Source organism: Acinetobacter pollinis (assembly GCF_015627175.1).
Lineage (GTDB): Bacteria > Pseudomonadota > Gammaproteobacteria > Pseudomonadales > Moraxellaceae > Acinetobacter > Acinetobacter pollinis.
The window spans coordinates 1-24,429 of sequence record NZ_VTDQ01000034.1 but is presented as its reverse complement, the minus strand read 5'-3'; the positions used below and the strand labels follow the sequence as shown (position 1 = coordinate 24,429).

General features: G+C 36.7%; 22 protein-coding genes. 13 read left to right on the top strand and 9 right to left on the bottom strand.

Annotation, left to right across the window (positions count from 1 at the left end):
* Positions 1-184: transposase (locus I2F23_RS11090; protein ID WP_195772328.1), on the top strand; the 184-nt coding region annotated here is incomplete at its 5' end.
* A gap of 351 nt (positions 185-535) precedes the next feature.
* Here I2F23_RS11090 and I2F23_RS11085 read toward each other — a convergent pair.
* A complete protein-coding gene (locus tag I2F23_RS11085) occupies positions 536-1,075 on the bottom strand; it encodes a DUF2059 domain-containing protein (protein WP_195772660.1) in 540 nt (179 codons plus the stop codon).
* 141 nt (positions 1,076-1,216) lie between these two features.
* The gene (locus tag I2F23_RS11080) at positions 1,217-2,743 is read right to left on the bottom strand and encodes a fumarate hydratase (RefSeq protein WP_195772659.1); all 1,527 of its coding nucleotides are present in this window, start codon (positions 2,741-2,743) and stop codon (positions 1,217-1,219) included.
* A 275-nt stretch (positions 2,744-3,018) separates the two neighbouring features.
* On the opposite strand from I2F23_RS11080, the gene I2F23_RS11075 reads away from it, so the two are divergent.
* Entirely contained in the window at positions 3,019-3,384 is a 366-nt protein-coding gene (locus I2F23_RS11075) for a hypothetical protein (RefSeq protein ID WP_195772658.1), read from the top strand.
* A gap of 47 nt (positions 3,385-3,431) precedes the next feature.
* Here the strand turns inward: I2F23_RS11075 and I2F23_RS11070 are convergent, their stop codons facing one another.
* The 3 genes from I2F23_RS11070 to nagZ all read right to left on the bottom strand — a co-directional run bounded on the left by I2F23_RS11070 (position 3,432) and on the right by nagZ (position 6,895).
* Complete coding sequence (locus I2F23_RS11070) at positions 3,432-4,697, bottom strand: glutamate-5-semialdehyde dehydrogenase (RefSeq protein WP_195772657.1); 1,266 nt, start codon at positions 4,695-4,697, stop codon at positions 3,432-3,434.
* A 118-nt stretch (positions 4,698-4,815) separates the two neighbouring features.
* A complete protein-coding gene (locus tag I2F23_RS11065; RefSeq protein ID WP_195772656.1) occupies positions 4,816-5,718 on the bottom strand; it encodes a class I SAM-dependent methyltransferase in 903 nt (300 codons plus the stop codon).
* 148 nt (positions 5,719-5,866) lie between these two features.
* On the bottom strand, positions 5,867-6,895 hold the full coding sequence (gene nagZ / locus I2F23_RS11060; RefSeq protein ID WP_195772655.1) for a beta-N-acetylhexosaminidase: 1,029 nt from the start codon (positions 6,893-6,895) through the stop codon (positions 5,867-5,869).
* Between the two features lie 190 nt (positions 6,896-7,085).
* Between nagZ and I2F23_RS11055 the strand changes: the two genes are divergently transcribed.
* From I2F23_RS11055 to I2F23_RS11030, 6 genes are all read left to right on the top strand, one after another.
* A complete protein-coding gene (locus I2F23_RS11055; protein ID WP_195772654.1) occupies positions 7,086-9,269 on the top strand; it encodes a carboxy terminal-processing peptidase in 2,184 nt (727 codons plus the stop codon).
* Positions 9,270-9,501: 232 nt separating this feature from the next.
* Positions 9,502-11,610, top strand: a complete 2,109-nt coding sequence (locus I2F23_RS11050) for a bifunctional diguanylate cyclase/phosphodiesterase (protein ID WP_195772653.1) — start codon at positions 9,502-9,504, stop codon at positions 11,608-11,610.
* A gap of 181 nt (positions 11,611-11,791) precedes the next feature.
* Positions 11,792-13,381 (top strand): peptide chain release factor 3, encoded by a 1,590-nt coding sequence (locus tag I2F23_RS11045; RefSeq protein WP_195772652.1) that lies wholly within the window; start codon positions 11,792-11,794, stop codon positions 13,379-13,381.
* Between the two features lie 148 nt (positions 13,382-13,529).
* Positions 13,530-14,417 carry an RsiV family protein gene (locus I2F23_RS11040; protein WP_195772651.1) on the top strand — a complete coding sequence of 296 codons (888 nt, stop codon included), beginning with the start codon at positions 13,530-13,532 and terminating at the stop codon, positions 14,415-14,417.
* Positions 14,418-14,422: 5 nt separating this feature from the next.
* Entirely contained in the window at positions 14,423-15,259 is an 837-nt protein-coding gene (locus I2F23_RS11035; RefSeq protein WP_195772650.1) for a TatD family hydrolase, read from the top strand.
* A 47-nt stretch (positions 15,260-15,306) separates the two neighbouring features.
* Positions 15,307-16,071, top strand: coding sequence for a tRNA threonylcarbamoyladenosine dehydratase (locus tag I2F23_RS11030; protein WP_195772649.1), 765 nt, complete (start codon positions 15,307-15,309; stop codon positions 16,069-16,071).
* A gap of 25 nt (positions 16,072-16,096) precedes the next feature.
* Here I2F23_RS11030 and I2F23_RS11025 read toward each other — a convergent pair whose 3' ends face one another.
* From I2F23_RS11025 to dusA, 3 genes are all read right to left on the bottom strand, one after another.
* Complete coding sequence (locus I2F23_RS11025; RefSeq protein WP_195772648.1) at positions 16,097-16,561, bottom strand: HIT family protein; 465 nt, start codon at positions 16,559-16,561, stop codon at positions 16,097-16,099.
* Between the two features lie 59 nt (positions 16,562-16,620).
* The gene (gene pnuC, locus I2F23_RS11020) at positions 16,621-17,295 is read right to left on the bottom strand and encodes a nicotinamide riboside transporter PnuC (RefSeq protein ID WP_195772647.1); all 675 of its coding nucleotides are present in this window, start codon (positions 17,293-17,295) and stop codon (positions 16,621-16,623) included.
* A 75-nt stretch (positions 17,296-17,370) separates the two neighbouring features.
* On the bottom strand, positions 17,371-18,393 hold the full coding sequence (dusA, locus tag I2F23_RS11015) for a tRNA dihydrouridine(20/20a) synthase DusA (RefSeq protein ID WP_195772646.1): 1,023 nt from the start codon (positions 18,391-18,393) through the stop codon (positions 17,371-17,373).
* A 143-nt stretch (positions 18,394-18,536) separates the two neighbouring features.
* On the opposite strand from dusA, the gene puuE reads away from it, so the two are divergent.
* On the top strand, positions 18,537-19,496 hold the full coding sequence (puuE, locus tag I2F23_RS11010; RefSeq protein ID WP_195772645.1) for an allantoinase PuuE: 960 nt from the start codon (positions 18,537-18,539) through the stop codon (positions 19,494-19,496).
* A gap of 5 nt (positions 19,497-19,501) precedes the next feature.
* Here puuE and I2F23_RS11005 read toward each other — a convergent pair whose 3' ends face one another.
* Positions 19,502-20,200, bottom strand: a complete 699-nt coding sequence (locus tag I2F23_RS11005; protein WP_228284791.1) for an aspartate/glutamate racemase family protein — start codon at positions 20,198-20,200, stop codon at positions 19,502-19,504.
* A 243-nt stretch (positions 20,201-20,443) separates the two neighbouring features.
* Between I2F23_RS11005 and I2F23_RS11000 the strand changes: the two genes are divergently transcribed.
* From I2F23_RS11000 to I2F23_RS10985, 4 genes are all read left to right on the top strand, one after another.
* Positions 20,444-21,883, top strand: a complete 1,440-nt coding sequence (locus tag I2F23_RS11000) for an NCS1 family nucleobase:cation symporter-1 (RefSeq protein ID WP_195772644.1) — start codon at positions 20,444-20,446, stop codon at positions 21,881-21,883.
* A gap of 72 nt (positions 21,884-21,955) precedes the next feature.
* Positions 21,956-22,792 (top strand): MurR/RpiR family transcriptional regulator, encoded by an 837-nt coding sequence (locus I2F23_RS10995; protein WP_228284789.1) that lies wholly within the window; start codon positions 21,956-21,958, stop codon positions 22,790-22,792.
* A gap of 121 nt (positions 22,793-22,913) precedes the next feature.
* Positions 22,914-24,173, top strand: coding sequence for a pyridoxal-phosphate-dependent aminotransferase family protein (locus I2F23_RS10990; RefSeq protein ID WP_213014714.1), 1,260 nt, complete (start codon positions 22,914-22,916; stop codon positions 24,171-24,173).
* The coding region (locus tag I2F23_RS10985) for a hypothetical protein (protein WP_228286000.1) at positions 24,170-24,429 on the top strand (260 nt) is incomplete at its 3' end. The genes I2F23_RS10990 and I2F23_RS10985, both read left to right, overlap by 4 nt.

The following is a 24,429-nucleotide window of genomic DNA, read 5'->3' as shown; positions in this document are numbered from 1 at the left end:
AGCAGACACACAGGAGTTACTAGAACATCATGGGCATCAGATTTTATGGTTACCGCCTTATAGCCCTGATTTGAATTCTATTGAAAAGACTTGGGCATGGATTAAGAAAAAGAGAAAAGAATGGCAAGAGGATTGTATTGATCGACTCTTTCAGATGTTTTTTCATTTTTGTATGAGTAATTAGATTGTTTGACTATATCTTTAGTGTTTGGATAGTATTTGCAATACTCCGAGAGATAAAGGTTTTAATCTCTTTATAGGCGCCAGAGTATTCTGCTTTTTAAGAATAATTTGGGTAGCTGAGGTTCAAATATATCGGAGTGTTTTTGTAAGCATTTCATTGAGGTATGAACGTCGAATAGCTTCTTTAATTAAGTTTTCTTGAAGTGGTGGCGGGACAAAAAATAGATGGACGAATGAAAAGTGACTTAAGGCTGATGCTGGTAGGTATTTATAGATATTGGACGATAGCAAGATGATGAAAAGTTGTTTAAAGCGGAAGTGTATGCGATTTATCATACACTCCCTTAATGCATTATTTTGATTTTGGTAGTGCAGAGAGAATCTGACTGATTTCTCGTTTCGTTTGTTCTGTCATATTGTGTTGAGCACTAATAACTTGAGTTTTTTGAATAATTGCTTGATTTAAATTTGCAGTGAAAATAGGAAGTTTTTTCACGACAGATAAACCTTCAGGAGACTCTAAGAATCTTTTATAGGCTTGCAACTCTTCTTCTGTATAAGATTGACGATAGAGTTCACTAGCAATTTGTTTCACATCTACAGACTTAGAAATAGTTGTAGTATTTCTATTGAAAATTTGCATAATTTTTTCAATAGCTTGATTATCGGCTGCTGTTAATGTCTGATGGTTTGTTTGTTGTTTAACCAGTGCTGTCGCTTGGTTAATATACATAGATTGTAAGTTTCTAATATTAGTATTGAACTCATTTTCTAGTTGGGTTAGTTCGACAATCTTTTGTGCTGTTGCTGGTTGAGCAGGACTAGCAAAAGCGGTAGTAATTGATTGAGAGATAATAACGGATAACAGAAATGATTTTATATATTTAGTCATTATAAATGCCTTATGATTATATAGGGTTATGATAGAACTTTTGATTTAAAATACTATGACTGAATAATGAAATCAATTCCGCTGATTACAATTAAGTAGACATCGTGTAACAGCTATAAACACAATGTCTACTTTATTGGATTAAAGTGTCATCGCATCGATAACAGGGATTTTTCCAATTTTTTCTTGCCAAATTTTAGGGGCAATCGCGTGAATAGATGTACCATTTACATCTACAGCCACAGAGACCGGCATATCTTCAACAACAAATTTATAGATTGCTTCCATACCTAAATCTTCAAAAGCAACTACTTCAGCTTCTCGAATAGCCTTTGAAACTAAATATGCCGCACCCCCTACAGCCATGAGATAAGTACTCTGATTGTCCTTAATTGCATCAATTGCAAGTGGTCCACGTTCTGCTTTACCAATCATGCCAAAGAGCTTAGTATTTTCTAATACTTTACGTGTGAATTTATCCATACGTGTTGCTGTGGTTGGACCAGCAGGACCAACGACTTCGTCTCCTACAGGGTCTACAGGTCCAACGTAATAGATGAATTTACCCGCTAAATCCACAGGTAAAGGTTGTCCCTGATCAATCATTTCTACGAGACGTTTATGTGCTGCATCACGTCCAGTATACATTGTTCCATTGAGCAGCAAGGTGTCGCCTGGCTTCCATGTATTCATTTCTTCTTGAGTAATGGTATCTAAATTAACACGTTTTGCTTTAGACGTAGACCATGTGATTTCAGGGTAATCATCGAGCTTTGGTGCTTGAATATGTGCAGGCCCTGAACCATCAAGCTGGAAGTGTGCATGGCGCGTTGCTGCACAGTTAGGGATCATACCCACAGGTTTACCTGCAGCATGACAAGGGTAGTCTTTAATTTTAATATCTAGAACTGTGGTTAGGCCACCTAGACCTTGTGCTCCTATGCCTAATGCATTTACTTTTTCAAAAATTTCAATACGAAGCTCTTCAATTTTATTCTGCGGGCCTCGCTTTAAAAGCTCATGCATATTTATTTCTTCCATGAGTGCTTCTTTTGCCAGCATCATGGCTTTTTCAGCAGTTCCACCAATTCCAATGCCAAGCATACCCGGTGGACACCAACCTGCACCCATAGTTGGTACAGTTTTTAATACCCAGTCAACAATAGAGTCTGATGGATTAAGCATTGCAAGTTTTGATTTGTTTTCAGAACCACCGCCTTTAGCTGCAACAGTAATATCAACCTTATTGCCCGGAACGAGCTTATAATGAATAACTGCGGGTGTATTATCCTTTGTATTTTTTCTACCAAAAGCAGGATCTGCCAAAACGGAAGCACGCAAGATGTTAGAATTTTCTAAGTAGCCTTGTCGAACACCTTCATTAATTGCATCATCAAGACTAAGTTGCAGATCAAACTTTACATCTAACCCTACGTCTACAAATACATTAACAATACCAGTGTCTTGGCAAATTGGACGATGTCCTTCTGCACACATACGAGAGTTAATTAAAATCTGTGCAATAGCATCTTTTGCAGCTTGGTTTTCTTCATGATCGTAAGCACGGCTCATGGCTTGAATAAAATCTTGGGGATGGTAGTAAGAAATAAATTGAAGCGCATCCTTGACTGATGTGATCAAGTCTTCTTGCTTGATAATAGTGGTCATATTCAAAATTCTCTGTAGGCGGGCTGTTAGCTAGCGATTCAGATTATAAAATAAAATAAATAGGTTGTGGTGTTCTGAGCCGAACTATCCCTAAATACCTATAGAAAAATGAATTCTCCTTTATTCGATAAATGTGAAAATTCATGCAAAAATTAAGAATAAAATATAAAGAAATATAAAAAACTAAGTTAAGTAGATAAAGTCATCAATTTTTCGTATTTATGATGTTATTATACTTTTTAATCTATAAGTGAATAAATTTTCAGCGCCATATTATGTTTGATTTAGATAAAGAACGTAATGCTTTTGAGCGTTACATCATTGGGAAATATCCGCACCGTTCGGCAAAAATACTGACTCAGAAGCAAGATGGGGATGAGAGTGTGTATCGTATTGCTTCTATTGAAGAATGTTGGGAAACGTGGCAAGCACGTGCTGCTTTAAGTGAGACGAGTGCTCATTTATCTGAGACATCTGAAGTGAATTCTCAAGATGATGGAATATATGCACCTAAAATTCCAACTGATAAAATGATTAATTATTGTCAGAAAGAAAAAGAAAGAACAGGAAAATCGAAATCATACATCTTTGATGATATCTATGCGTATAAAATGATGATTGAGTCATTGACAAAAGAGTAGAAAAAATAAATAGGCCTATATAAGACCTATTTATTACGATGATTTAATTATTGACGTATTTCGCCGTGGCCTAATACAATCCATTTTTGCGAAGTGAGTCCTTCCAAGCCAACAGGACCTCTTGCATGAATTTTGTCTGTTGAAATACCAATTTCTGCACCCAAACCGTATTCAAAACCGTCTGCAAATCTTGTTGATGCATTAATAACAACAGAGCTTGAATCTACACGAGCCAAAAACTCTTGTGCCAAACTAAAATTCTCGGTAATGATGGCATCGGTATGATGAGAACCATAATGGTTGATATGAACAATAGCTTCATTCATATTGTTGACAACTTTGACAGCCAAAATAGGACCGAGGTATTCCGTATACCAATCTTCCTCTGTTGCAGGATGAACGCGGTCACCTAGAATATGCTGTGTCTTCTCGCAACCACGAAGTTCAACACCTTTTTCTTCATATAGTGTTGCAATATGAGGTAAAAATTGATCTGCAACTGCCTGATCAACTAAAAGTGTTTCCATGGCATTACATACACCATAACGATGTGTTTTTGCATTAATCGCAATTGGAGTAGCTTTGTTCATATCTGCTTGAGCTTCTACATAGACATGGCAGTTACCATCTAAGTGCTTAATGACAGGTATTCTTGCTTCATTGGTAATGCGTTGAATAAGGCCTTTGCCACCACGTGGAATAATGACATCTACATAGTCGGTAAGTGTAATAAGTTCACCCACAGCAGCACGATCTGCAGTTTCAATGACCTGTACAGCCTCATAAGGAAGCTCTGTTTGTTTGAGTGCAGATTGAATAGCTTGAGCCAATGCTTTGTTTGACTCTAATGCTTCAGAACCACCACGTAAAATAATGGCGTTGCCTGACTTTAATGCTAAAGAAGCAGCTTCAAGCGTAACATTTGGGCGTGACTCGTAAATCATGCCAACGACGCCAAGAGGAACACGCATTTTACCCAATTGTATTCCTGAAGGTCTGTACGCTAAATCAGTAATTTCACCAATCGGATCTTTCAGGTTGATAACATCTTTAAGTCCATCTAGCATGCCTTGGAAGCGTTGATGAGTTAACTCTAGGCGATCAAGTAAAGCAGCATCAAGTTGGTTACTTTGACCTCGTTCCATATCAATTTTATTGGCTGCTAAAATTTGAGGTTGATGAGCAACTAAAGCATCATGAATGGCTTGTAGAGCATTATTTTTAGTTTTAGTAGAGGCAAAAGCAAGCACTTGAGATGCACTTCGTGCTTGCTTTCCGATGTGTTGCATATATTGTTCGATAGATTGCTGCATGACTAAAATTAAATCAAAAAATCTTATTTAAATAGTAGCAGTCTATTGAAATAATGCAAATTTTAATTCAGAGACATCCAGTTATCTCTAGAAAAAACTCGCCATCTTTCGTAAAAGATTATTTCTTTGCAACTACAGTTGGGAAAAGATGAGCATTATCATAAATAAATTTTATTTCTTTAAAACCAGCATGTTCGAGCTGTTGTTTTGTTAGGTCTTCAGTTCTGTAAGCACTCCATTTTGCATTTAAAATATCTAAGAAAATTGCTTTTTGTAACTGAAGCGCAGTTAAATTGATATTTTCTATCTTCCATGGAGATGCCGGTGATAGTGTAGGCGGTGGAGTAAGAAAACTGGTAATGAGTGTTCCATCTTTCTTTAGTGCTCTGTAAAACTTTTCATACAGCTTAATCACACGGTTATTATCATGTTCATAGATATTGAGGCCATTACTTGTAATGATGTCGACCTCTTCAGTTAGCTGAATATTCCAAGCATCTTCATGAATTAATTTTAATTTTCCGGCAATTTTTTGATTTTGAGCAAGCGCAAATGCACCATCTAGCGCATCTTTATCTAAGTCTACAGCAATCATTTGAGTATGCTTTAGTATTTCAGCATCTAGTAACAGCACTTCAGACATATAGCCTGATGGAATAGAGGCAATAACTTGATTGGGGGCTGATAATAAAGAACGAATGATCTGTTTAAAGGTATGAAAGCGTTGTCGAGTCGCAAGTGTGGCAGGAATTTCTGCAAATAATGCTTTCTCAGTTTTATTTTTTACAGCTTTTTTCTCATTCCATGTAACGACTTCATGGGTCCAGTGCCCATTTAACCCTTCATGCTGAATTAAAAATTTCCCTAATTCGAAGTCATTTAATTCATTCAATACTTGAATGAGTTGCAGGGACGTATCTGAGTCAAAATTTGTTTTAATTCTTTCTTTGAGGTGAGCAAGGCGCAACTCATTTTCATAGGGAATTTTGTCATTAGTATGAGAAATTAGGTTTTTTGACATGAAGAATACTTAAAATAAATAAAATATTATTTTATATTCTATTCTATGTTTCAGACATAGCAGATTTGTTCAAATCGTTTATTTTTTATTACAGATTTAAGCTGAAGTGATTTCTTAAAATGAAATTCACTTCAACAAGTTTAGATGCTTATATAACTGATTTTGTAACGAATCCACTGACTTGACTGCGAACTTCTTCCCATGTCGAATCTAAATAAAGTTCATTGTCAATCATCATTTTTTCAGGAATTTTCCCTCGCATACGTTCTAATCTGGTTTGGTCAGGTAACGGGTAGTTTTGTATTGCTGAAAGTGCAAGTTTGGCTGCATCTCTGTTATTACATACAAGACCCATATCGCATCCTGCCTCAAGAGCTGCTTTAATTCTCTCATCAGCATCACCTACAACACATGCCGCTTGCATTGACAGGTCATCAGAAAAAATAACACCTTCAAAGCTTAAATGTTTTCTTAGAATTTCCTGTAACCAATAACTAGAGAATCCTGCTGGATTACGGTCTACAAGAGGGTAGATGACGTGTGCAGGCATAATGGCATCTAATTGAGGCATAAGCTCACTAAATACTTGCATGTCATTGTCTGAAATTTCGTCATAGCTGCGATGATCTGTTGCTGCACTGATATGTGAGTCTGCTTTCACTGAACCATGACCAGGGAAGTGTTTGCCTGTGGTTGGCATACCTGCATCATGCATACCTTGCATAAATGCACCTGCCAATATAGGAATATCTTCAAGTCGTGTTGAAAAACTACGGTCTCCAATCACATCACTAATATTATTTAAATCCAATACTGGTGCAAAACTAAAGTCAATTCCAACAGCAAGTACTTCAGTTGCCATTAGCCAACCACAATTTTTTGCAAGTTCAATTGCTGCTGTTGGGTCTGATAAATAGAGTTCGCCCAACTGACCCATAGCAGGTAAGCGTGTAAATCCAGCTTTTAATCGTTGTACACGACCACCTTCTTGGTCTACAGCAATTAAAATATCTGGTCTAACTTGGCGCATATGGTCAGTGAGTTGACGCACTTGCTGAGGTGACTCAATGTTTCGAGAAAATAAAATGACTCCACCCACTTGAGGGTTTGTTAAAATTTCAATATCTTCTTTATTTAAAGAGGTACCTTCTATGTCAAACATGAGTGCGCCAATCATAATAATATTGTCCGTTTATTGTATAGATTTAAAAAATGAGTAAATTTTGCAATGATTTGCTACATTCTGCTAGTAGAGAATATGATAAAACTACATGATGTAGAAGGTATAGTGTATTTAACATTTTCATACTTCATATATTTATAAATTTATGAAAATTGGGTAAACACCAAGGAAATATAATTCGTTTATGAAACTTCAAATAATCGCTTGTGCCATTGCTTTAGCAACTGGTGGTTTGTTTTTTAATAACACCATGTCTAATGCGGTTGCAGCGAATACCGCAGAAGTCACACGCCAAACTATAGAACCTACACAGGCACAAAAGCTAGTTACAAGACAATTGGCAACACTTGTAGACCGTCAACATTATTTAAATATGCGACTAGATGCGACGACTTCTCAGCGTATTTTAGATATGTATTTGGATAGTCTCGATCCTGACCATACTTTATTTCTAGCATCAGAAGTGAATGGTTATAAGCAAAAGTATGGGGCGACACTAGGGGCTGCTTTAAAGGCAGGTGACTTATCGGCTGCTTATGAAATTCATGCACAATATCGTCAGCATTTAGTTAACTTTTATAACTACATGCTTGAGGAGTTGAAAACACCACAGAACTTAAATCAAAAAGGTGTATATTTAGATATTGATCGCGAGAAAGCAGCATACTTTCAAAATGACAGTGAACGAAAAGACTACTGGCATAAAATTTTAGTATCGCAGCTCATTAATCTTACGATTACCAAGCAAGAAGATGATGCAAAACAAAAGGTACTTAAGGCAGATCCTTCTTTAGCGAACGGCCAAGACTTAACAAGTAGTGAAGATTTAACACCAGCGCAAACATTAAAAAAACGTTATACACGTAAATTAGAAAGAATTAATCGTCTAAAGAGCGATGACGTTTTAGAAAAAATTCTAAACGCGATGACGTTAACGTACGATCCTCATAGCAATTACTTTCCACCAATTGATGCAATGGAGTTGAATCGTCAAACAACTTTGCAATTGGAAGGTATTGGTGTTTCTATACGTCCAGAACGTAGAAATGAAGATTATATAAAAGTAGAAACTATTGTTGAGGGTGGACCTGCAAGTAAGTCAGGACAAATTCATCCTGGTGACCGAATTATTGGTGTTGCTCAAGACGGCAAAAAAATGGAAGATGTCGTGGGTTGGTCAAGTCAAGAAATTGTCGGGCTGATTCGTGGAAAACGAGGAACCAAAGTTACGATTCGTGTGTGGGGTACAGGTGTACCGATGAGCCAAGCACGTAATGTAACATTGACGCGTGACATTATTAAAGAAGAGGATGAAGGGGTACGTTCACGTACCGTTGATATCTCACGCAATGGTGAAGTGCATAAGTTTGGTGTGCTTGAAATTCCATCATTTTATTTAAACTATCGCGCACGCCGTGATGGTGCCGACTATCGTTCAGTTGCTCAAGATACGGCAAAAGCACTTGAATCTTTAAAGAGTCAGCAGGTTGAAGGGATTATTATTGATTTGCGTAATAACCCAGGTGGCTCTTTGGAAGAAGTAGCGAGAATGATTGCGCAAGTGATTAAAACTGGCCCTGTTGTTCAAATTCGCGATGGTAATGGCAACGTGAATATTTTTGAAGATAATGACAATGGTAAGCAGATTTATTCCGGACCTCTTGCTGTTTTAGTGAATTTAGGCTCTGCATCTGCCAGTGAAATCTACTCAGCAGCTATTCAAGATTATGGCCGTGGTGTGATTATTGGCAGTACCACACTCGGTAAGGGAACTGCCCAAGTACAGTTAGATAACATTGCTTATGGTCAAGCGACATTAACGCAAAGAAAATTCTATCGTATTACGGGTGGAAGTACGCAAAATAAAGGTGTAATTCCAGATATTAAACTTGTCGATATTTACAATGAAGAGTTTGGTGAACGTAAAGCGAAAAATGCACTTAAATGGGATACCATTCCAACTGCTGCATTTAAGCGAGAAGGAGACTGGCAACAATATATGCCACAACTAGATAAACTTTCTGCTGCACGTGTATCGCAAGATCCTCAGTTCAATTATTTACAAACACGTAGTCAAATTACGAAGAAAGAAGATGACACAAAACGTGTAGAGCTAGATATTGACAATCGTCGCAGTGAAATTGACCGCATGGAGCAAAAAACGCTTGATGCAGAAAACCAACGCCGTAAATTGACAGATCTGAAGCCATATAGTAATTGGGAGACTTATCAAGCATCTTTGGATGCATTGGCTGAGTCGCGTGCCAAAATGAAAGTAGGGCAACGTCCGCCTTTACCCGAAGAACAGGCTTTTGTAACAGAAGCTGCCAATATATTACTTGATTATGCCAAGTTACAAGATAAATAAATGATTATATTCAAAGATGTATATCATATACATCTTTGAATTTTATAGAACTTCATATTTCTGTATAATATATAAGATATAATAAGCACAGATATAACATGATATTGATTGTAATTTTAGAATGTCTGATTTACTGTTCATGTATAATTTGTTTTTAATATTTTTTTGAAGTATTTTCTTTTTTATATTATTCATAGAATATGAGTAAAGCCAGTTTAAGTTTGGGTTGAATATGTTGGCATTAGGGTATGACATTTGGTTGGTCATTGGCTCAGTCTTAGTTACTTTGATTACTTGCTATGCAACATTTGCAACCAAAAGAATTCTGTTTAAGCATTTTTATAATAATAAAGACGAAAAGCTCGTTATTTTAACCACTGGAATTTTACTAAGTGCGTCTATTTGGTGTATGCACTTCGTTGCTGTGTATGCATGTGACTATCCAGAAGGTTTTTATTTTGACAACAAACTAGTTATTGCCTCCTATTTGGTAGCTTTAATTGCTGCTATTTTTGCGATTTGGATTACAACGCGACCAAAACTTTCATGGGTCAAACTCATGCTTGGAGGCTTTGTTTTAGGTTCTGGTATGGTGGGTATGCACTATATTGGACAGCTTGCGATACAAATTCCAAACTATGTGTTTGATTATGATGGTAAAATAATATTCATGTCTATGATTTGGACAATCTTAGGCTCAGGTTGTACTTTGTGGATTGCGTATAAAATAAAAACAGAAACAAACTATATTCTCTTCTTAAGAATAACTGCAACGTTATTGCTAACAACAACCATATTGGGACTTCATTTTTTAGGAATGATCGCAGTCGGTATACAGCCTTTGCCAAATGAAATGTATCAGACAGTTCCTAATCAAGATAACGCGCTTATTCTAGGATTATTGTTTATTATCTTGGCCGTGTTCGTTGTTGTGTCATTTATATTTTTACTTGAAAGTTGTTTGGAAAAAAGAAATATACAGCTTCATGAGGCCAATAAAAAACTAAAACATTTTATGTTTCATGACAATCTTACACAGCTGCCTAATCGAGCTTATTTAATTAACTATGCAAAAGTGGCTTTGTCTGAGCATCGCTTACATCGCGAAAGTTTGGCTATACTTTTTATCGATTTAGATCGCTTTAAATCGATAAATGATGCTTTTGGTAATCATGTTGGCGATGAGCTTCTGATTCAATTTGCTCAGCGTATGAGTCAGTTTTCAACGCATCATAAGAAAATTTTTAGAATTAATGGTGATGAATTCCTTTTAGTATCTGAGCATACAAACCTAGAACAAGCAGAACAGCTTGCACAGCAAATCTTAGCAATGATGCATGATGGATTTAGTATTTCTGGTCATATGGTGAATATTACGCTAAGTATAGGGATCTCTCTTTTTCCTGATTATGGGGAAAATTTGCAAGATTTAATGATGCATGCAGATATTGCAAAGCTTGTTGCTAAAGATAATGGCCGAAATACTTATAGTATCTTCAATTATCAAACGGAAGAATATGCAGAAAGATATCAGTCACGTTTGATGAATGATTTATTTGCTGCGATAGAAAATGATCAGTTTATTTTATTTTATCAGCCTAAATTTGATCAAAATCGACAGATATGCGGTGTAGAAGCACTTATTCGTTGGCAACATCCTACACTTGGGCTACTTACGCCGAATCAATTTATTCCTTTGGCAGAAAAAACTGGGTTTATTATTGCAATTGGTTATTGGGTATTAGAACAAGCATGTAAGCAAATTGCTTTATGGGAAGAGCAAGGACTAAAGCTATATCCTGTATCTATTAATTTATCGACCATTCAAATTGAGCATAAGCTGTTAATCCAAACCTTAAAAGAGAAAATCGCTGTTTATAATATTGTTCCTGAACATTTAATGATTGAAGTGACTGAAACCACAGCAATGCATCACATCGATTTCAGTATTCATATTTTTGAAAGAATTCGTGAGTTAGGTATTCGATTATCGATTGATGATTTTGGGACGGGACACTCTAGCTTCTTATATTTAAAAGATTTACCTGTTAATGAGTTGAAAATTGATCGTGCCTTTATTGAAAACTTAACCCCAGAGTCTAAAGATGAGGCGATCTTGGAAAGTTTAATTAAGTTAACTCAGCATTTGGGCTTATCTGTAACAGCAGAGGGTGTGGAAACGGAAGCACAATTTGAGATTCTTAAAAAACTTGGATGTTTGAGTTTTCAGGGCTTTTTATTTGGTAAGCCTGTGCCAAAAGAGGTATTAAAGATTCAATTCCTTTCGAGTAAAATCGAAGAAAATGTAATCAAAAAAGACCAAGATGATACTTCATCTTAAATCTGGAAAAAGGGTAGTAAAGATCATGTGAGTTCTCAATAGGTTGATGCAGTTTCTGGTTCAAGATAGCGACAGGGTATCGAATCAGATATAATCTTTTTAGTTTTTTTATATGCATTTCACATATTGAGTTGCTTTATTGAAAGCTTACAGATGTGTGTACAGATTGAAGATGATTTAAATGTTTAAAGAGCAGTTAGCGAAAGAAGTAAAAGCACGTAGAACTTTTGCGATTATTTCTCACCCCGATGCGGGGAAAACCACTATGACAGAAAAACTTTTGTTATGGGGGAAAGCAATTCAAGTTGCAGGTATGGTGAAAAGTCGTAAGTCAGATCGTTCAGCAACATCTGACTGGATGGAAATGGAAAAAGAGCGTGGAATTTCGATTACTACGTCTGTCATGCAATTTCCATATAAACAGCATACGATTAATTTACTTGATACCCCCGGGCATGAAGATTTCTCGGAAGATACCTATCGTACTTTAACTGCGGTTGACTCTGCATTAATGGTTATTGATGGAGCAAAAGGGGTAGAGGAACGTACGATTAAACTGATGGATGTTTGTCGTATGCGTGATACACCTATTATTTCATTTGTAAACAAAATGGACCGTGAGATTCGAGAGCCATTAGAGTTACTTGATGAAATTGAAAACGTTCTAAAAATTCGTTGTGTTCCATTGACATGGCCAATTGGTATGGGGCGCGATTTTGCAGGCGTATACCATATTGCTGAAAATAAAACGTATTTGTATAAGGCTGGTTTTGGTTCAACCATTACAGATATAGAAGTTCGTGATGGATATGACTATCCAGACATTCGTGACAAAATTGGCGATATGGCGTTTAGAGCTTTTGAGGAGTCTTTAGAACTCGTACAAATGGCATCTGATCCATTTGATCAAGATCTTTTCTTACAAGGTAAACAAACACCTGTACTTTTTGGTACAGCATTAGGTAACTTTGCGGTAGATCATGTATTAGATGCATTCGTAAATTGGGCACCAACACCAAAAGATCATCCCGCACAAGAACGTGAAGTATCTTCGACCGAAGAAGGTTTTTCAGGGTTTGTTTTCAAAATTCAGGCCAATATGGATCCAAAACACCGTGACCGTATTGCATTTATGCGTATTTGCTCAGGTAAGTATGAGCGTGGTTTAAAAATGAATCATGTACGTATTGGCAAGGATATTCGTATTTCAGATGCGCTAACTTTTCTAGCGGGTGAACGTGAGCATTTAGAAGAAGCATGGCCGGGCGATATTATTGGTTTGCATAACCATGGGACAATTCAGATTGGTGATACATTTACTGATGGTGAAAAGCTTCATTTTACGGGTATTCCACACTTTGCACCTGAAATGTTTCGCCGTGTTCGCTTAAAAGATCCTTTAAAGTCGAAGCAATTACAAAAAGGCTTAAAGGAACTTTCTGAAGAAGGAGCAACACAAGTATTTATGCCACAAATTAACAATGATCTGATTGTAGGTGCAGTAGGTGTGCTACAGTTTGATGTGGTGGCATATCGCTTAAAAGAAGAATACAAAGTTGACTGTATATATGAGCCCGTGAATGTAAATACAGTACGTTGGATTTACTGTGATGATGAGAAAATGTTAAACGACTTCAAAAAGAAAGCACATGATCAGCTTTCTGTTGATGGTGGTGGACACTTAACTTATCTTGCACCAAGTCGTGTGAATTTACAAATTATGCAAGAACGTTGGCCAGACGTTGAATTTAGAAATACGCGTGAGCACTAAACAGACGATTTATTAAAACAGAACAGCTTCTTTTAAGAGGCTGTTTTTTATTATGAATTATATTTTTTATCTGTAAATTACATAACCACTATTGTATATTGGTTTTTTGCATCTTAGCGTAATTGGTTAGATTCTGTAGGAAGGCAAAATGGATTATTCTAAACACAAGCTTCTGTTTTTATGTTGCTCAGTAATAGGCTTAAGTTTTATAACGACAGGCTGTCAAAAGAAAGAGCCATCCACTTCTGAAAAGCCTGCAGTCTCTGAAGTGAAACATGAAGCACCTACATTTAAGTTTACGGGGAATGTTGTGACCACGCCCGTACACTTGAATGAATGTAGTGGGCGAAACTGTCCTGAATTTTCTGTGAAACATATTCAGAGCAACGCTCCTTTTATCGATCAGACCATTCAACAGGCTTCTTTAGATCAACTGAAAGAAATTCTAGAAAGTTCAGATACAACAGCCGTATCAGCATCTAATAGCGCTAGTATACCAGAGACTACCGAAAATGATTATCGCATACAGGTTCAAAAGTATGCCGACTCATTCATGGCACTTGATGAGACACTTAAAAAGCTGAGTGCAAATGGAAATATTAGTTTGCATGCCGAGCCTAAAATTGTTAAGCAAACCCCTCAAATGGTTGTTGTGCAATTAAGTACGGACAGTTTTTTAGGTGGTGCACATGGCTCAGCTTCTCAGCAATATTTCAACTTTGACTTAGCAACCAAGCAACAACTGCATTTAGAAGATATTTTACAACCTGAACAAGAAAAAGCATTGGAAAAACTTGCACATGATCAGTTTGAAAAGTGGATCAAACGTGAGAATTTGGCAGAAAGTACCAGTGATTATGAAGAAGCATGGACTTTTAAACTTTCTCATAATTTTTACTTTAATGACAAGGGGTTGGTATTACAATATGGAGAATATGAGATTGGGCCTTATGTGGTAGGAATGCCAAGTTTCACCATAGGGTATGAGCAACTGGTCGGCATTGTAAAGCCAAATTATTTACCTAAGAATATGTAAGTTATATGAGCTTACAATTATTTGATACACATACACACTTTGATGTGCCTGAATTTGATGAAGACCGTCAGACTCTTGCAGAAAAAGCAAAACAATCTGGTGTAAATGCATTGATCTTAATCGGTTTTCTACGCGAACGATTTAATGATTTACTTCATACACATGAATGGTTAAATAATCAGGGAAATATTGTACCGACAAGTCATTTGGCACCTGGTTTACACCCATTTTACATCGAACAGCATAGACCTGAAGATTTAGATATCCTTGAGCAGTTTTTGCAAACACATGAGTGTATTGCAATTGGAGAAATTGGCTTAGATACGTTCTTAAAACAACATAAGGTTCCAGAAGTTTACGAAAAACAGAAAGACTATTTTCTTAAACAATTATTACTGGCAGATCAATACGATAAACCAGTGCTATTACATATTCGAAAATCACATGCCGATGTGCTCCAGCAACTGAAAAAAATAAAGTTTAAACAAGGGGGGATCGCACATGCATTTAGTGGTGGTGTTGAAGAAGCAAAAGCATTTGTAAAACTTGGGTTTAAAATTGGAATTACAGGACAAGTGACTAATCCAAATGCGAAAAAATTACATCAAGTAATTCAAACGGTTGGCGCTGAAAACTTAGTAATTGAGACTGATTGCCCAGATATGACACCTCTTTGTTGCCAAGTTTCACATGTGACTAGAACCAGAAATACTCCTGAAAATTTATATTATATTTTAGAAGCTTTGGCACAAGCTTTAAACATAGATAAAGATATCTTAGCAAAGTTACTTTGGAGTAATTCGGTTCAAACCTTAAGGCTAAATACGCTGACGATTGTATAAAAACACGTTAAAATATATGTGTTAGAGATGAATAAGATTGAGACTGCATGACCGATTTAACTAAAGATGATGAATATGAACGCCGTTTTGCAGGTGTAGAAAAGATTTATACAGCATCGTCTTTTGAGCAGTATACTCAAAGTCATGTCATGGTCATTGGTATTGGTGGGGTTGGCAGTTGGGCAGTCGAAGCATTAGCACGAACAGGTATTGGAGAACTTACACTCATCGACATGGATGTACTTGCTGCATCAAATATAAATCGTCAATTACCTGCACTGACTTCGACTTTGGGGCATGAGAAAATTGAAGTGATGGCACAGCGTTGCCGCGAAATTAATCCTCGAATTCAAATCAATTTAGTAGATGATTATTTATCTGACGATAATCTAAAAGAAATAATGGCATCTAAGCCTGATGTTGTTTTAGATTGCATAGATGATGTAAAAGCAAAATTTGCATTGATGCTACATTGTCGCTTTAATAAAATTCCACTTATTGTTTCAGGTGGTGCAGGTGGGAAATTAGATCCACTCAAAATTAGAGTGGCGGACTTATCTAAAACAGAGCAAGACCCAATGCTTGCAAAATTACGTAGCCAACTGCGTGCAAAAGGCATTTGTAAAAAACCAAAAGAAAAGTTTGGCATTACGTGTGTTTATTCAATTGATAATCCATTTTCGAGTGCAGATGTTTGTGCAACAGCTGGTTTACGCTGTGGTGGTTATGGCTCGGCAGTAGTCGTCACATCAAGTTTTGCTATGGTTGCAGTTGCAGAAGTTTTAAAAAAATTAGACAAAAAAGTACCGTAATTTATCATCGATAGGTAGAGATTTATCAGGTTTGGCTATGCCTAATTTTTTTAGCAAGTATAGCTAGATCTTTATGATCTGCTTGCTTGTAATCATGCGATGAAATATAGCCTTCGTATTGTTCAAAATAATGGTCTACAGAGGATTTAATACATTGCCAGTGCTCTTGTGTTTGGGCAGTTCCATGCATGGGAAAGAGTTTTGCATGAACATGGTCGACTCCGAAACCTTCAAAAACCATAGCAGTTCGCCCAACATCATTAAAATAATGATCCAATTTTTTAGCGACTTGCTTGGTAAATTTGACTAAATCGCACAAGATATCATCATCTAAGTCGAATGCATAACTACTAAAGTGCTGTTTGGGAATAACTACTGTTGTACCCAGTGTATTTGGATACAAAGATAAAAAGGCAAGAAATTTTTCATCTTCTGCAACAATGTGATGTTCTATTTCTTTGTTAACCATTTTACAGAAGATGCAGTTCATGATTTTACTCAATCAAAACATTTAACTCGGATAAATAAAATAAACGTTTGGGGTTAAATTTAAATGACTTCTTTGTTATTTAGCGCGTTTTTATGCCAATGATACCAACCATAAAGGGCATTAAATAAAGAGGCACATGTCATCATGACCATGGCATAATTGCCTGCGTTTATCCAAATAATAATACCTAGAATATTAGAGCTGATCCATAAAAACCATTGTTCTGAATAGCGCATAGTCATGAGTATTTGAGCAATAATACAGATGACAACTGTAAATGAATCCAAGTGAACCTGTTGTGCATTAAGATATGAAAGTAACTCCGCATATGCAAAAGAGCAAGTCAGCACAACGGTAAGCATGATGAGCCAACCTTTTACAGAAAGATTTTTGACTTGAATATCAGTTTGTTTTTTCGACTCATTATTCTTATGTTTTAGCCAAAAGAACAAGCCAATAAATTGCATGGGTAGGTAGAAAAGCCCACTGAGCATTGCTTCGCCGTAAATTTTATTGTTATATGAAATATATGCATAAAGGGTAGTGGCAATAATACCAAAGAAAAAGTTTTCCATTCTTCCTTTTGCAACAAGCACTACGCAAAGCATATTGGTCAATGCACAAATTAGATCAATTGTGGTTTGTTGCCACCAAAAAAATAAAATGAATTGAATAACAGTAAATACAGTCAGCCAAGTTTTTTCAAATGTTGTCCAGCCTTGAAAGAGGTTCACATATGTTCTCTACATTCTTCTTGGAAATATCATGCAATTTCAATATTGAAATTGCAATCCTGAGGTCAGTTAAAATTAATCTTGTTTGTCAGCTAAGTAAGCTTCTGTACGAATAATGGCTTCTTTCATATTTTTTACAGCATTTTGAATATCTTGTAGAGATTTTGCTTGTCCACCACTGAGTGCTTGACGCCATTTTCTTGCACCAGGTAAATTTTGAAATAAACCTAATATATGACGAGTAATGATTGAAAGTGGTGCACCTTCAGCTAAACGTTTCTCAATATAAGGAATCATTTGTTCGATAATATCGAAACGGTCAGGCGGTGGAAGTTGCCAAAGAGATTCACCTAACTCCGCAAGTAAATAGGGGTTATGATATGCCTCACGGCCAATCATCACACCATCGACATATTTTAAATGATGCTGGGTTTCCTCGACAGTTTTAATTCCACCATTAATTTCAATCGTTAAATGTGGGCGTTCTTGTTTTAAGCGGTACACATCTTCATAGCGTAAAGGGGGGACATCTCTATTTTCTTTAGGAGATAGTCCTTTAAGTAGTGCAATCCGTGCATGAACAACAAAGTAAGTACAACCTGTTTTGGCAACGGTATCTACAAAATGTAGCATTTCCTCATAAGACTGCATGTCATCGATGCCAATACGATGTTTTACATGTACAGGAATTTGAACAGCTTGTTGCATTTGCGCTATGCATGTTGCGACAAGCTCAGGTTCAGCCATAAGACATGCACCAATTTTATTGTTTTGTACACGGTCACTTGGGCAACCGACATTAAGATTAATTTCGTCGTATCCCCAATCTTGTGCCATTTTGCTACATAAAGCGAGATCTTTAGGATCTGAGCCACCGAGTTGAAGTACAAGAGGGTGTTCCTGTTTATTGAAGTCTAGGTGACGTTTTGCATCTCCAAATAAAATTGCACCAGTCGTTACCATCTCTGTATATAAAATAATATTTGGGTTAAATAGACGGGCAAAAAATCGATAATCTTTGGTGGTCCAGTCCATCATCGGGGCGACTGAAACTCTAAAGTTTTTAGAATCAATAAAATCTTTATGTGCTTCAGTCATATGGTTCACCTAGAAGTATGTTTTTACAATAGAGAGGAAAAGGCGGATATATTATAGCGGATTGATCCAAGCGTAAAAACAGTTTGGTGTATTTCTTGCTTGTATCTAATTCAACAAATGGAATAAAAAGATAGGAATAGACAGTGACCAATTCATATTTAACAGGGCAAGCACTTATTGAAGATATACAAGCACAGGCATCTTCACGCGATTTAATTGGCTACGCTGGCAAATATCCGAAAGCCAATTGGCCAAATGGTGCAAAAATCGCAGTGCAGTTTGTTTTAAATTATGAAGAAGGCAGTGAAAATCATATAGAACATGGTGATGAAGGGTCAGAACAGTTCTTGTCTGAAATTATTGGCGCTGCAAGTTATCCCGATATTCATCGATCTATGGATTCTATTTATGAGTATGGGTCTCGTGCTGGTTTTTGGCGTATTCATGAGGAGTTCCAAAAAAGAAATTTACCGCTTACTATATTTGGTGTCGGTATGGCGTTGGCACGTCATATGCCCATTGTGGAAGCGATTAAGCAAGCAAACTACGATGTTGTTTCGCATGGGCAGCGTTGGATTCACTATCAGAATATGAGCATAGAGCAAGAGCGCCAGTACATGCATCAGGCCATGTCTGTGCTAAAAGAACTCTTTGGTCAAGCACCGATGGGATGGTATACAGGGCGAGATAGCCCGAATACACGCGACTTACTTGCAGAGTTTTCAGAGATTCAGTATGACAGTGATTATTATGGCGATGATCTGCCATTTTGGACATCATTAGGGGACGAGAAAAAACCGCATCTTATTATTCCTTATACATTAGATACCAATGATATGAAGTTCTGTTCTCCAAATGGTTTTAGTTATGCAGATCAGTTCTATCAATATCTGAAGGATGCATTTGACCTACTGTATGAGGAAGGGAGTCATACTTCTAAAATGCTATCTATTGGCATGCATTGCCGTATTTTAGGGCGTCCTGCACGATTTAAAGCATTACAAAAATTTCTAGACTATATTCAGTCTCACGAAAACGTATGGATTTGCCGTCGACAGGATATTGCAGATCATTGGTATCAAAATCACTATCCTGACGCATAAGTAAGTTATTTTTTGGTAGGTGGGGCATAGTCTCCCCACTTACTTGTTTGAATATTGAGTGCATGTAGACCTTCAAGCAGTTTTACGGCTGCTGTTACACCATCAATAACTGGAATACCGATATCTTTCGACAGTTGTTCTACCATTTTAGACATACCACCACAGCCTAATACAATGGCACCAATATCATCGTGTTCTTTTGCCTCGATACAGCTTGCACGTAATTTTGCATAGGCAACATCTTCTTGTTCTTCTAAGGTGCGTACAGGTAAATCGATACAGCGAATTTTTGCACATTTTTGCACAAACCCATACTCATGTAATAAGTGTTCAGCAATAATTTTTGTACGTGCAAGTGTAGTTACTATACTAAACTTCGTTGCAACAAGTGTTGCCATGTGAAAAGCCGCTTCCGCAATGCCAATAACAGGTGCTGTTGCAATTTCTCTTGCTGCATGTAAAGCAGGGTCACCAAAACAAGCAATAATATGACCATCTATTTGTTCAGATTGTGTATGTTGAATAAGTTCTAATAATCCAACACTTGCAATGGCCTCATCATAATGTCCTTCAATAGACGAGACACCATATTTAGGACAAACTGCAATAATTTCAGTTGAAGGTAGAGCCACTTGTGTTGCACTTAGTCCAATAGAGTATGTCATATCTTTAGAAGTATTAGGATTAATGACTTGAATTTTCAAATGGTAGCCTGCTTTTAATCTATCTAATTCTTGAGAAAGAAGCACAATCTATGCCAATTTATGACTTAATTTTGTTCAAAAAAAGTGCATATTTTTATTTTAGCTTTTAATTCTTTATTATATGTAATTTTTGAATTTTATTTATAAAATTAAATACTTATAAATTTTTGTTGGTAATTTTTTATGATTTGGCTCGATTTATGCTTAGTCAAAAGGAGTAAGAATAAATCGTGAGTTAGGTCTATGAGCAATAAATATAGTGCAAGGTTATCTAACCAAGACTTACAACCTGCGAAAAAAACGTGGTCTTGGTATAACATTTTTTCATTTTGGATGTCTGACGTACATAGCATTGGGGGCTATGTGGTTGCGGCAAGTTTATTTACACTGGGTCTCACCAGTTGGCAAGTACTTTTAGCACTCGTTGTCGGAATTTGTATTGTGCAAGTTTGTGCAAACTTAATTGCCAAACCAAGTCAAATCTCTGGTGTTCCTTATGCGGTTATTAGTCGCCAAGCATTTGGTGTATATGGTGCAAATATTCCTGCTTTAATTCGTGGTGTGATTGCTGTGTCTTGGTACGGCATTCAAACATGGTTAGCATCCAATGCACTTATGCTTATTTTATTAAAATTTTTTCCTACACTTTCTGTTTTTACGCATACAACATTTCTAAATTTGAGTCTATTAGGTTGGGCATGTTTTAGTTTTATTTGGGTTGTCCAAGCTGTCATTTTTTGGAAAGGTATGGAGACCATCAAGAAGTTTATCGATTGGGCAGGGCCAATGATCTATGTTGTGATGCTTGCACTCGTAGCATGGATTATTAATAAAGCAGGTTGGCACAATATTAATTTTGATCTTAGTGAAAAGGATGCTGTGCACGGCAGTGCTGTAGGGCAATTTGTGATTGCGGTGGCATTGGTTGTTTCTTATTTTTCTGGGCCATTATTAAATTTTGGTGATTTCTCTCGCTATACAAAAAATATGTCTGCTGTAAGAAAGGGAAATTTATGGGGTTTGCCTGTTAACTTTATTTTCTTTTCGCTTATTACGGTCATATTGGTGTCAGGAACTTTTTCTATTACAGGGAAAATGATTACAGATCCACTTGCAACGGTTGCATTGGTTGATAGTACAACAGCGGTTGTTTTAGGTGTTATTACTGTACTACTTGCGACGGTTGGTATTAACATTGTGGCTAACTTTGTTTCAGCAGGGTTCGATTTCTCAAATGTTTCTCCAAGTAAAATTAGCTTTCGTACAGGTGGAATGATTGCTGCAGTTGGTTCGGTTGTGATTACACCATGGAATTTATTTAATTCTCCTGAAATTATTCACTATACGTTAGATGTACTTGCAGCTTTTATTGGCCCATTGTTTGGTATTTTAATTGCTGATTTTTATTTTATAAAAAAACAAAATGTAGATGTAGATGCACTATTTAGTGAGAGCAAACAAGGTGCGTATTGGTATAAAAATGGTATTAACCCCCATGCAGTTGTTGCATTATTACTATCTGTTATTGTTGGTCTAGTTATTACTCTTACCCCAGCTTTAAGTGCATTTGCACCATTTACATGGTTTATCGGTGTGATTCTAGGTGGGACGATTTATCGCACGATTGCAAGAAAAACCGAAGTTCGTACAGTGGTCATGAAAGAAACTGCTGTACATAAATAATAATATTTCTTATATATAAGCGCGTAGAACATATTTGGTTTTACGCGTTTTTAATGTTTGTATGATGTCAATATGATGAATAGTTTAGAAGAACAGTTAAAAGTAGCCTATTTTTCACTTACACCTCAGGAGAAAAAAGTTGCCGACTTCATTTTGGAACACACATATGATTTGGTGACCTATAATAGTGCAGAAATTGCAAGACTCAGTCAGGTGTCTAAAGCGACAGTAAGTCGATTATTTAAACGACTTGGCTATAAAAATTATAAAGAATTACGTGAACAGACACGTCATTTAAGACAACAAGGCGTTCCTATTGTTGAGAGTACGGATTTTCTCGCCACAGACCAACTGTTTCTTCAACATTATGAACAAGAAAAGCAAAATTTAAATCTACTTATCCAACAACTTCGCGCATCTGATTTTTCCGCGATATTAAATCGCTTAAAAACTGCAAGAAAAGTTGCAATTACAGGGTTTCGTAATAGCTATGCTGTTGCTTTGCATTTGAGACAGCAATTGTTACAGGTTAGAAGCGATGTATCTCTTTATCCCTATTCTGGGCAGACACTTTCTGAGGAAATTGTTGATTTAACAGAAAAAGATTTCTTTATTTTATTTGCTTTTCGCCGTCGGCCTTCACATCTAAGACACATATTGCAATATTTAAAACAGCATCATGTACCTGTGCTGCTTGTTTCAGAAGAGAGTGCATCAGTGCTTATTGAATTGTCATCTTGGCACATTCAAATTCGTTTAGAAAGTATCTCGGCATTCGATAGTTATGCCACTGCAATGAGTTTTTGTAATTTATTAAGTAATGCCTTTTTTCATGAATCTTATGATGACTCAAAATCAAGAGTTCAAAAAATTTCTGATGCTTATATGGGTTTAGATGAACTGGAATAGACTCAATTATCTTTTGGCATATTTGTTGCAATTAAAATAATTATTGAAACTTTTGTTTCAGTGATGGTTAGATCATGGTTCAGATGTATTGATATTGCAGATAATTAAAGGGTTCATGGAAATGCACGATTTAGATATTCATAATTTTAAGCAGATTAATCCACCACATCGTTTACTTATGGGGCCAGGTCCAATTAATGCAGACCCACGTGTATTACGCGCAATGTCAACACAATTGGTTGGTCAGTATGATCCATCAATGACTCATTATATGAATGAAGTCATGCAGTTGTATCGCGCATTATTTCAAACTGAGAACCATTGGACAATGTTGATCGATGGTACATCTCGTGCAGGCATTGAAGCATTACTTGTTTCTTCAATTCAGCCAGGAGATCGTGTTTTAGTCCCTGTATTTGGGCGCTTTGGTCAGCTACTTTGTGAGATTGCTCGTCGCTGTCGTGCAGAAGTACATACAATTGAAGTCCCATGGGGTGAAGTATTTGACCCTCAACAGGTTGAAGATGCAATTATTAAAGTACGTCCAAAGCTACTTCTAACTGTCCAAGGCGATACCTCGACAACCATGCTACAGCCACTTCAAGAGTTAGGTGAAATTTGTCGCCGTCATGATGTGCTTTTATATACCGATACCACAGCATCTTTTGGTGGAAATGAGTTAAAAGTAGATGAATGGAAAATTGATGCTGTTTCAGCAGGTTTACAAAAGTGTTTGGCGGGCCCATCAGGAAGTTCACCAATTACATTAAATGCACGTTTTGAAGATGTTATTCGTCGCCGTAAATGTGTAGAAGAAGGGATTCGTACAGATGATCATATACAAGGTGATGATGAGTTTATCTACTCAAACTATTTTGATCTTGGGATGATTATGGATTACTGGGGGCCTGAACGTCTAAATCATCATACAGAAGCGACTACAATGCTTTTCGGAGCACGAGAGTGTGCACGTATTATTTTACAAGAAGGTTTAACACAAACAATCGAAAGACATGCACTTCATGGCAATGCCTTGTTGGCAGGTATTCAGCATATGGGACTAAATACTTTTGGTAATTTAGAACATCGTATGAACAATGTACTTGGTGTGGAAATTCCTGAAAGTATTCATGGTGAACAAGTACGCCAAATGTTACTAAATGATTTTTCAATTGAAATTGGAACATCGTTTGGCCCATTACAAGGCAAAATTTGGCGTATTGGTACGATGGGCTATAACGCAAGAAAAGATTGTGTTTTGCAGACGCTTACAGCATTAGAAGCTGTGCTGAATCGACTGGGTTTTTGTACAAAACAAGGTGAAGCCATGCAAGCAGCTTGGAATATTTATGCGTCAGCAGGCGAAGGAGTAAATTCATGATTGAAATTTCTTCGGAATATGCTGAATCTGCTGCTCAAAGAGTGATGGAACGTATAGAAGTGCTTGCAAAAATAAGCAGTGATACGAATGCAATGACACGTGTTTATTTATCTAAGGAACACAAACAGACAAATATACAAGTCGAAGCATGGATGCGTGAAATTGGCATGCATGTATGGCAAGATGAAGTAGGAAATATTTGTGGGCGATATGAAGGAGTTGATGCTCAGGCTCCTGCTATTTTATTGGGTTCACA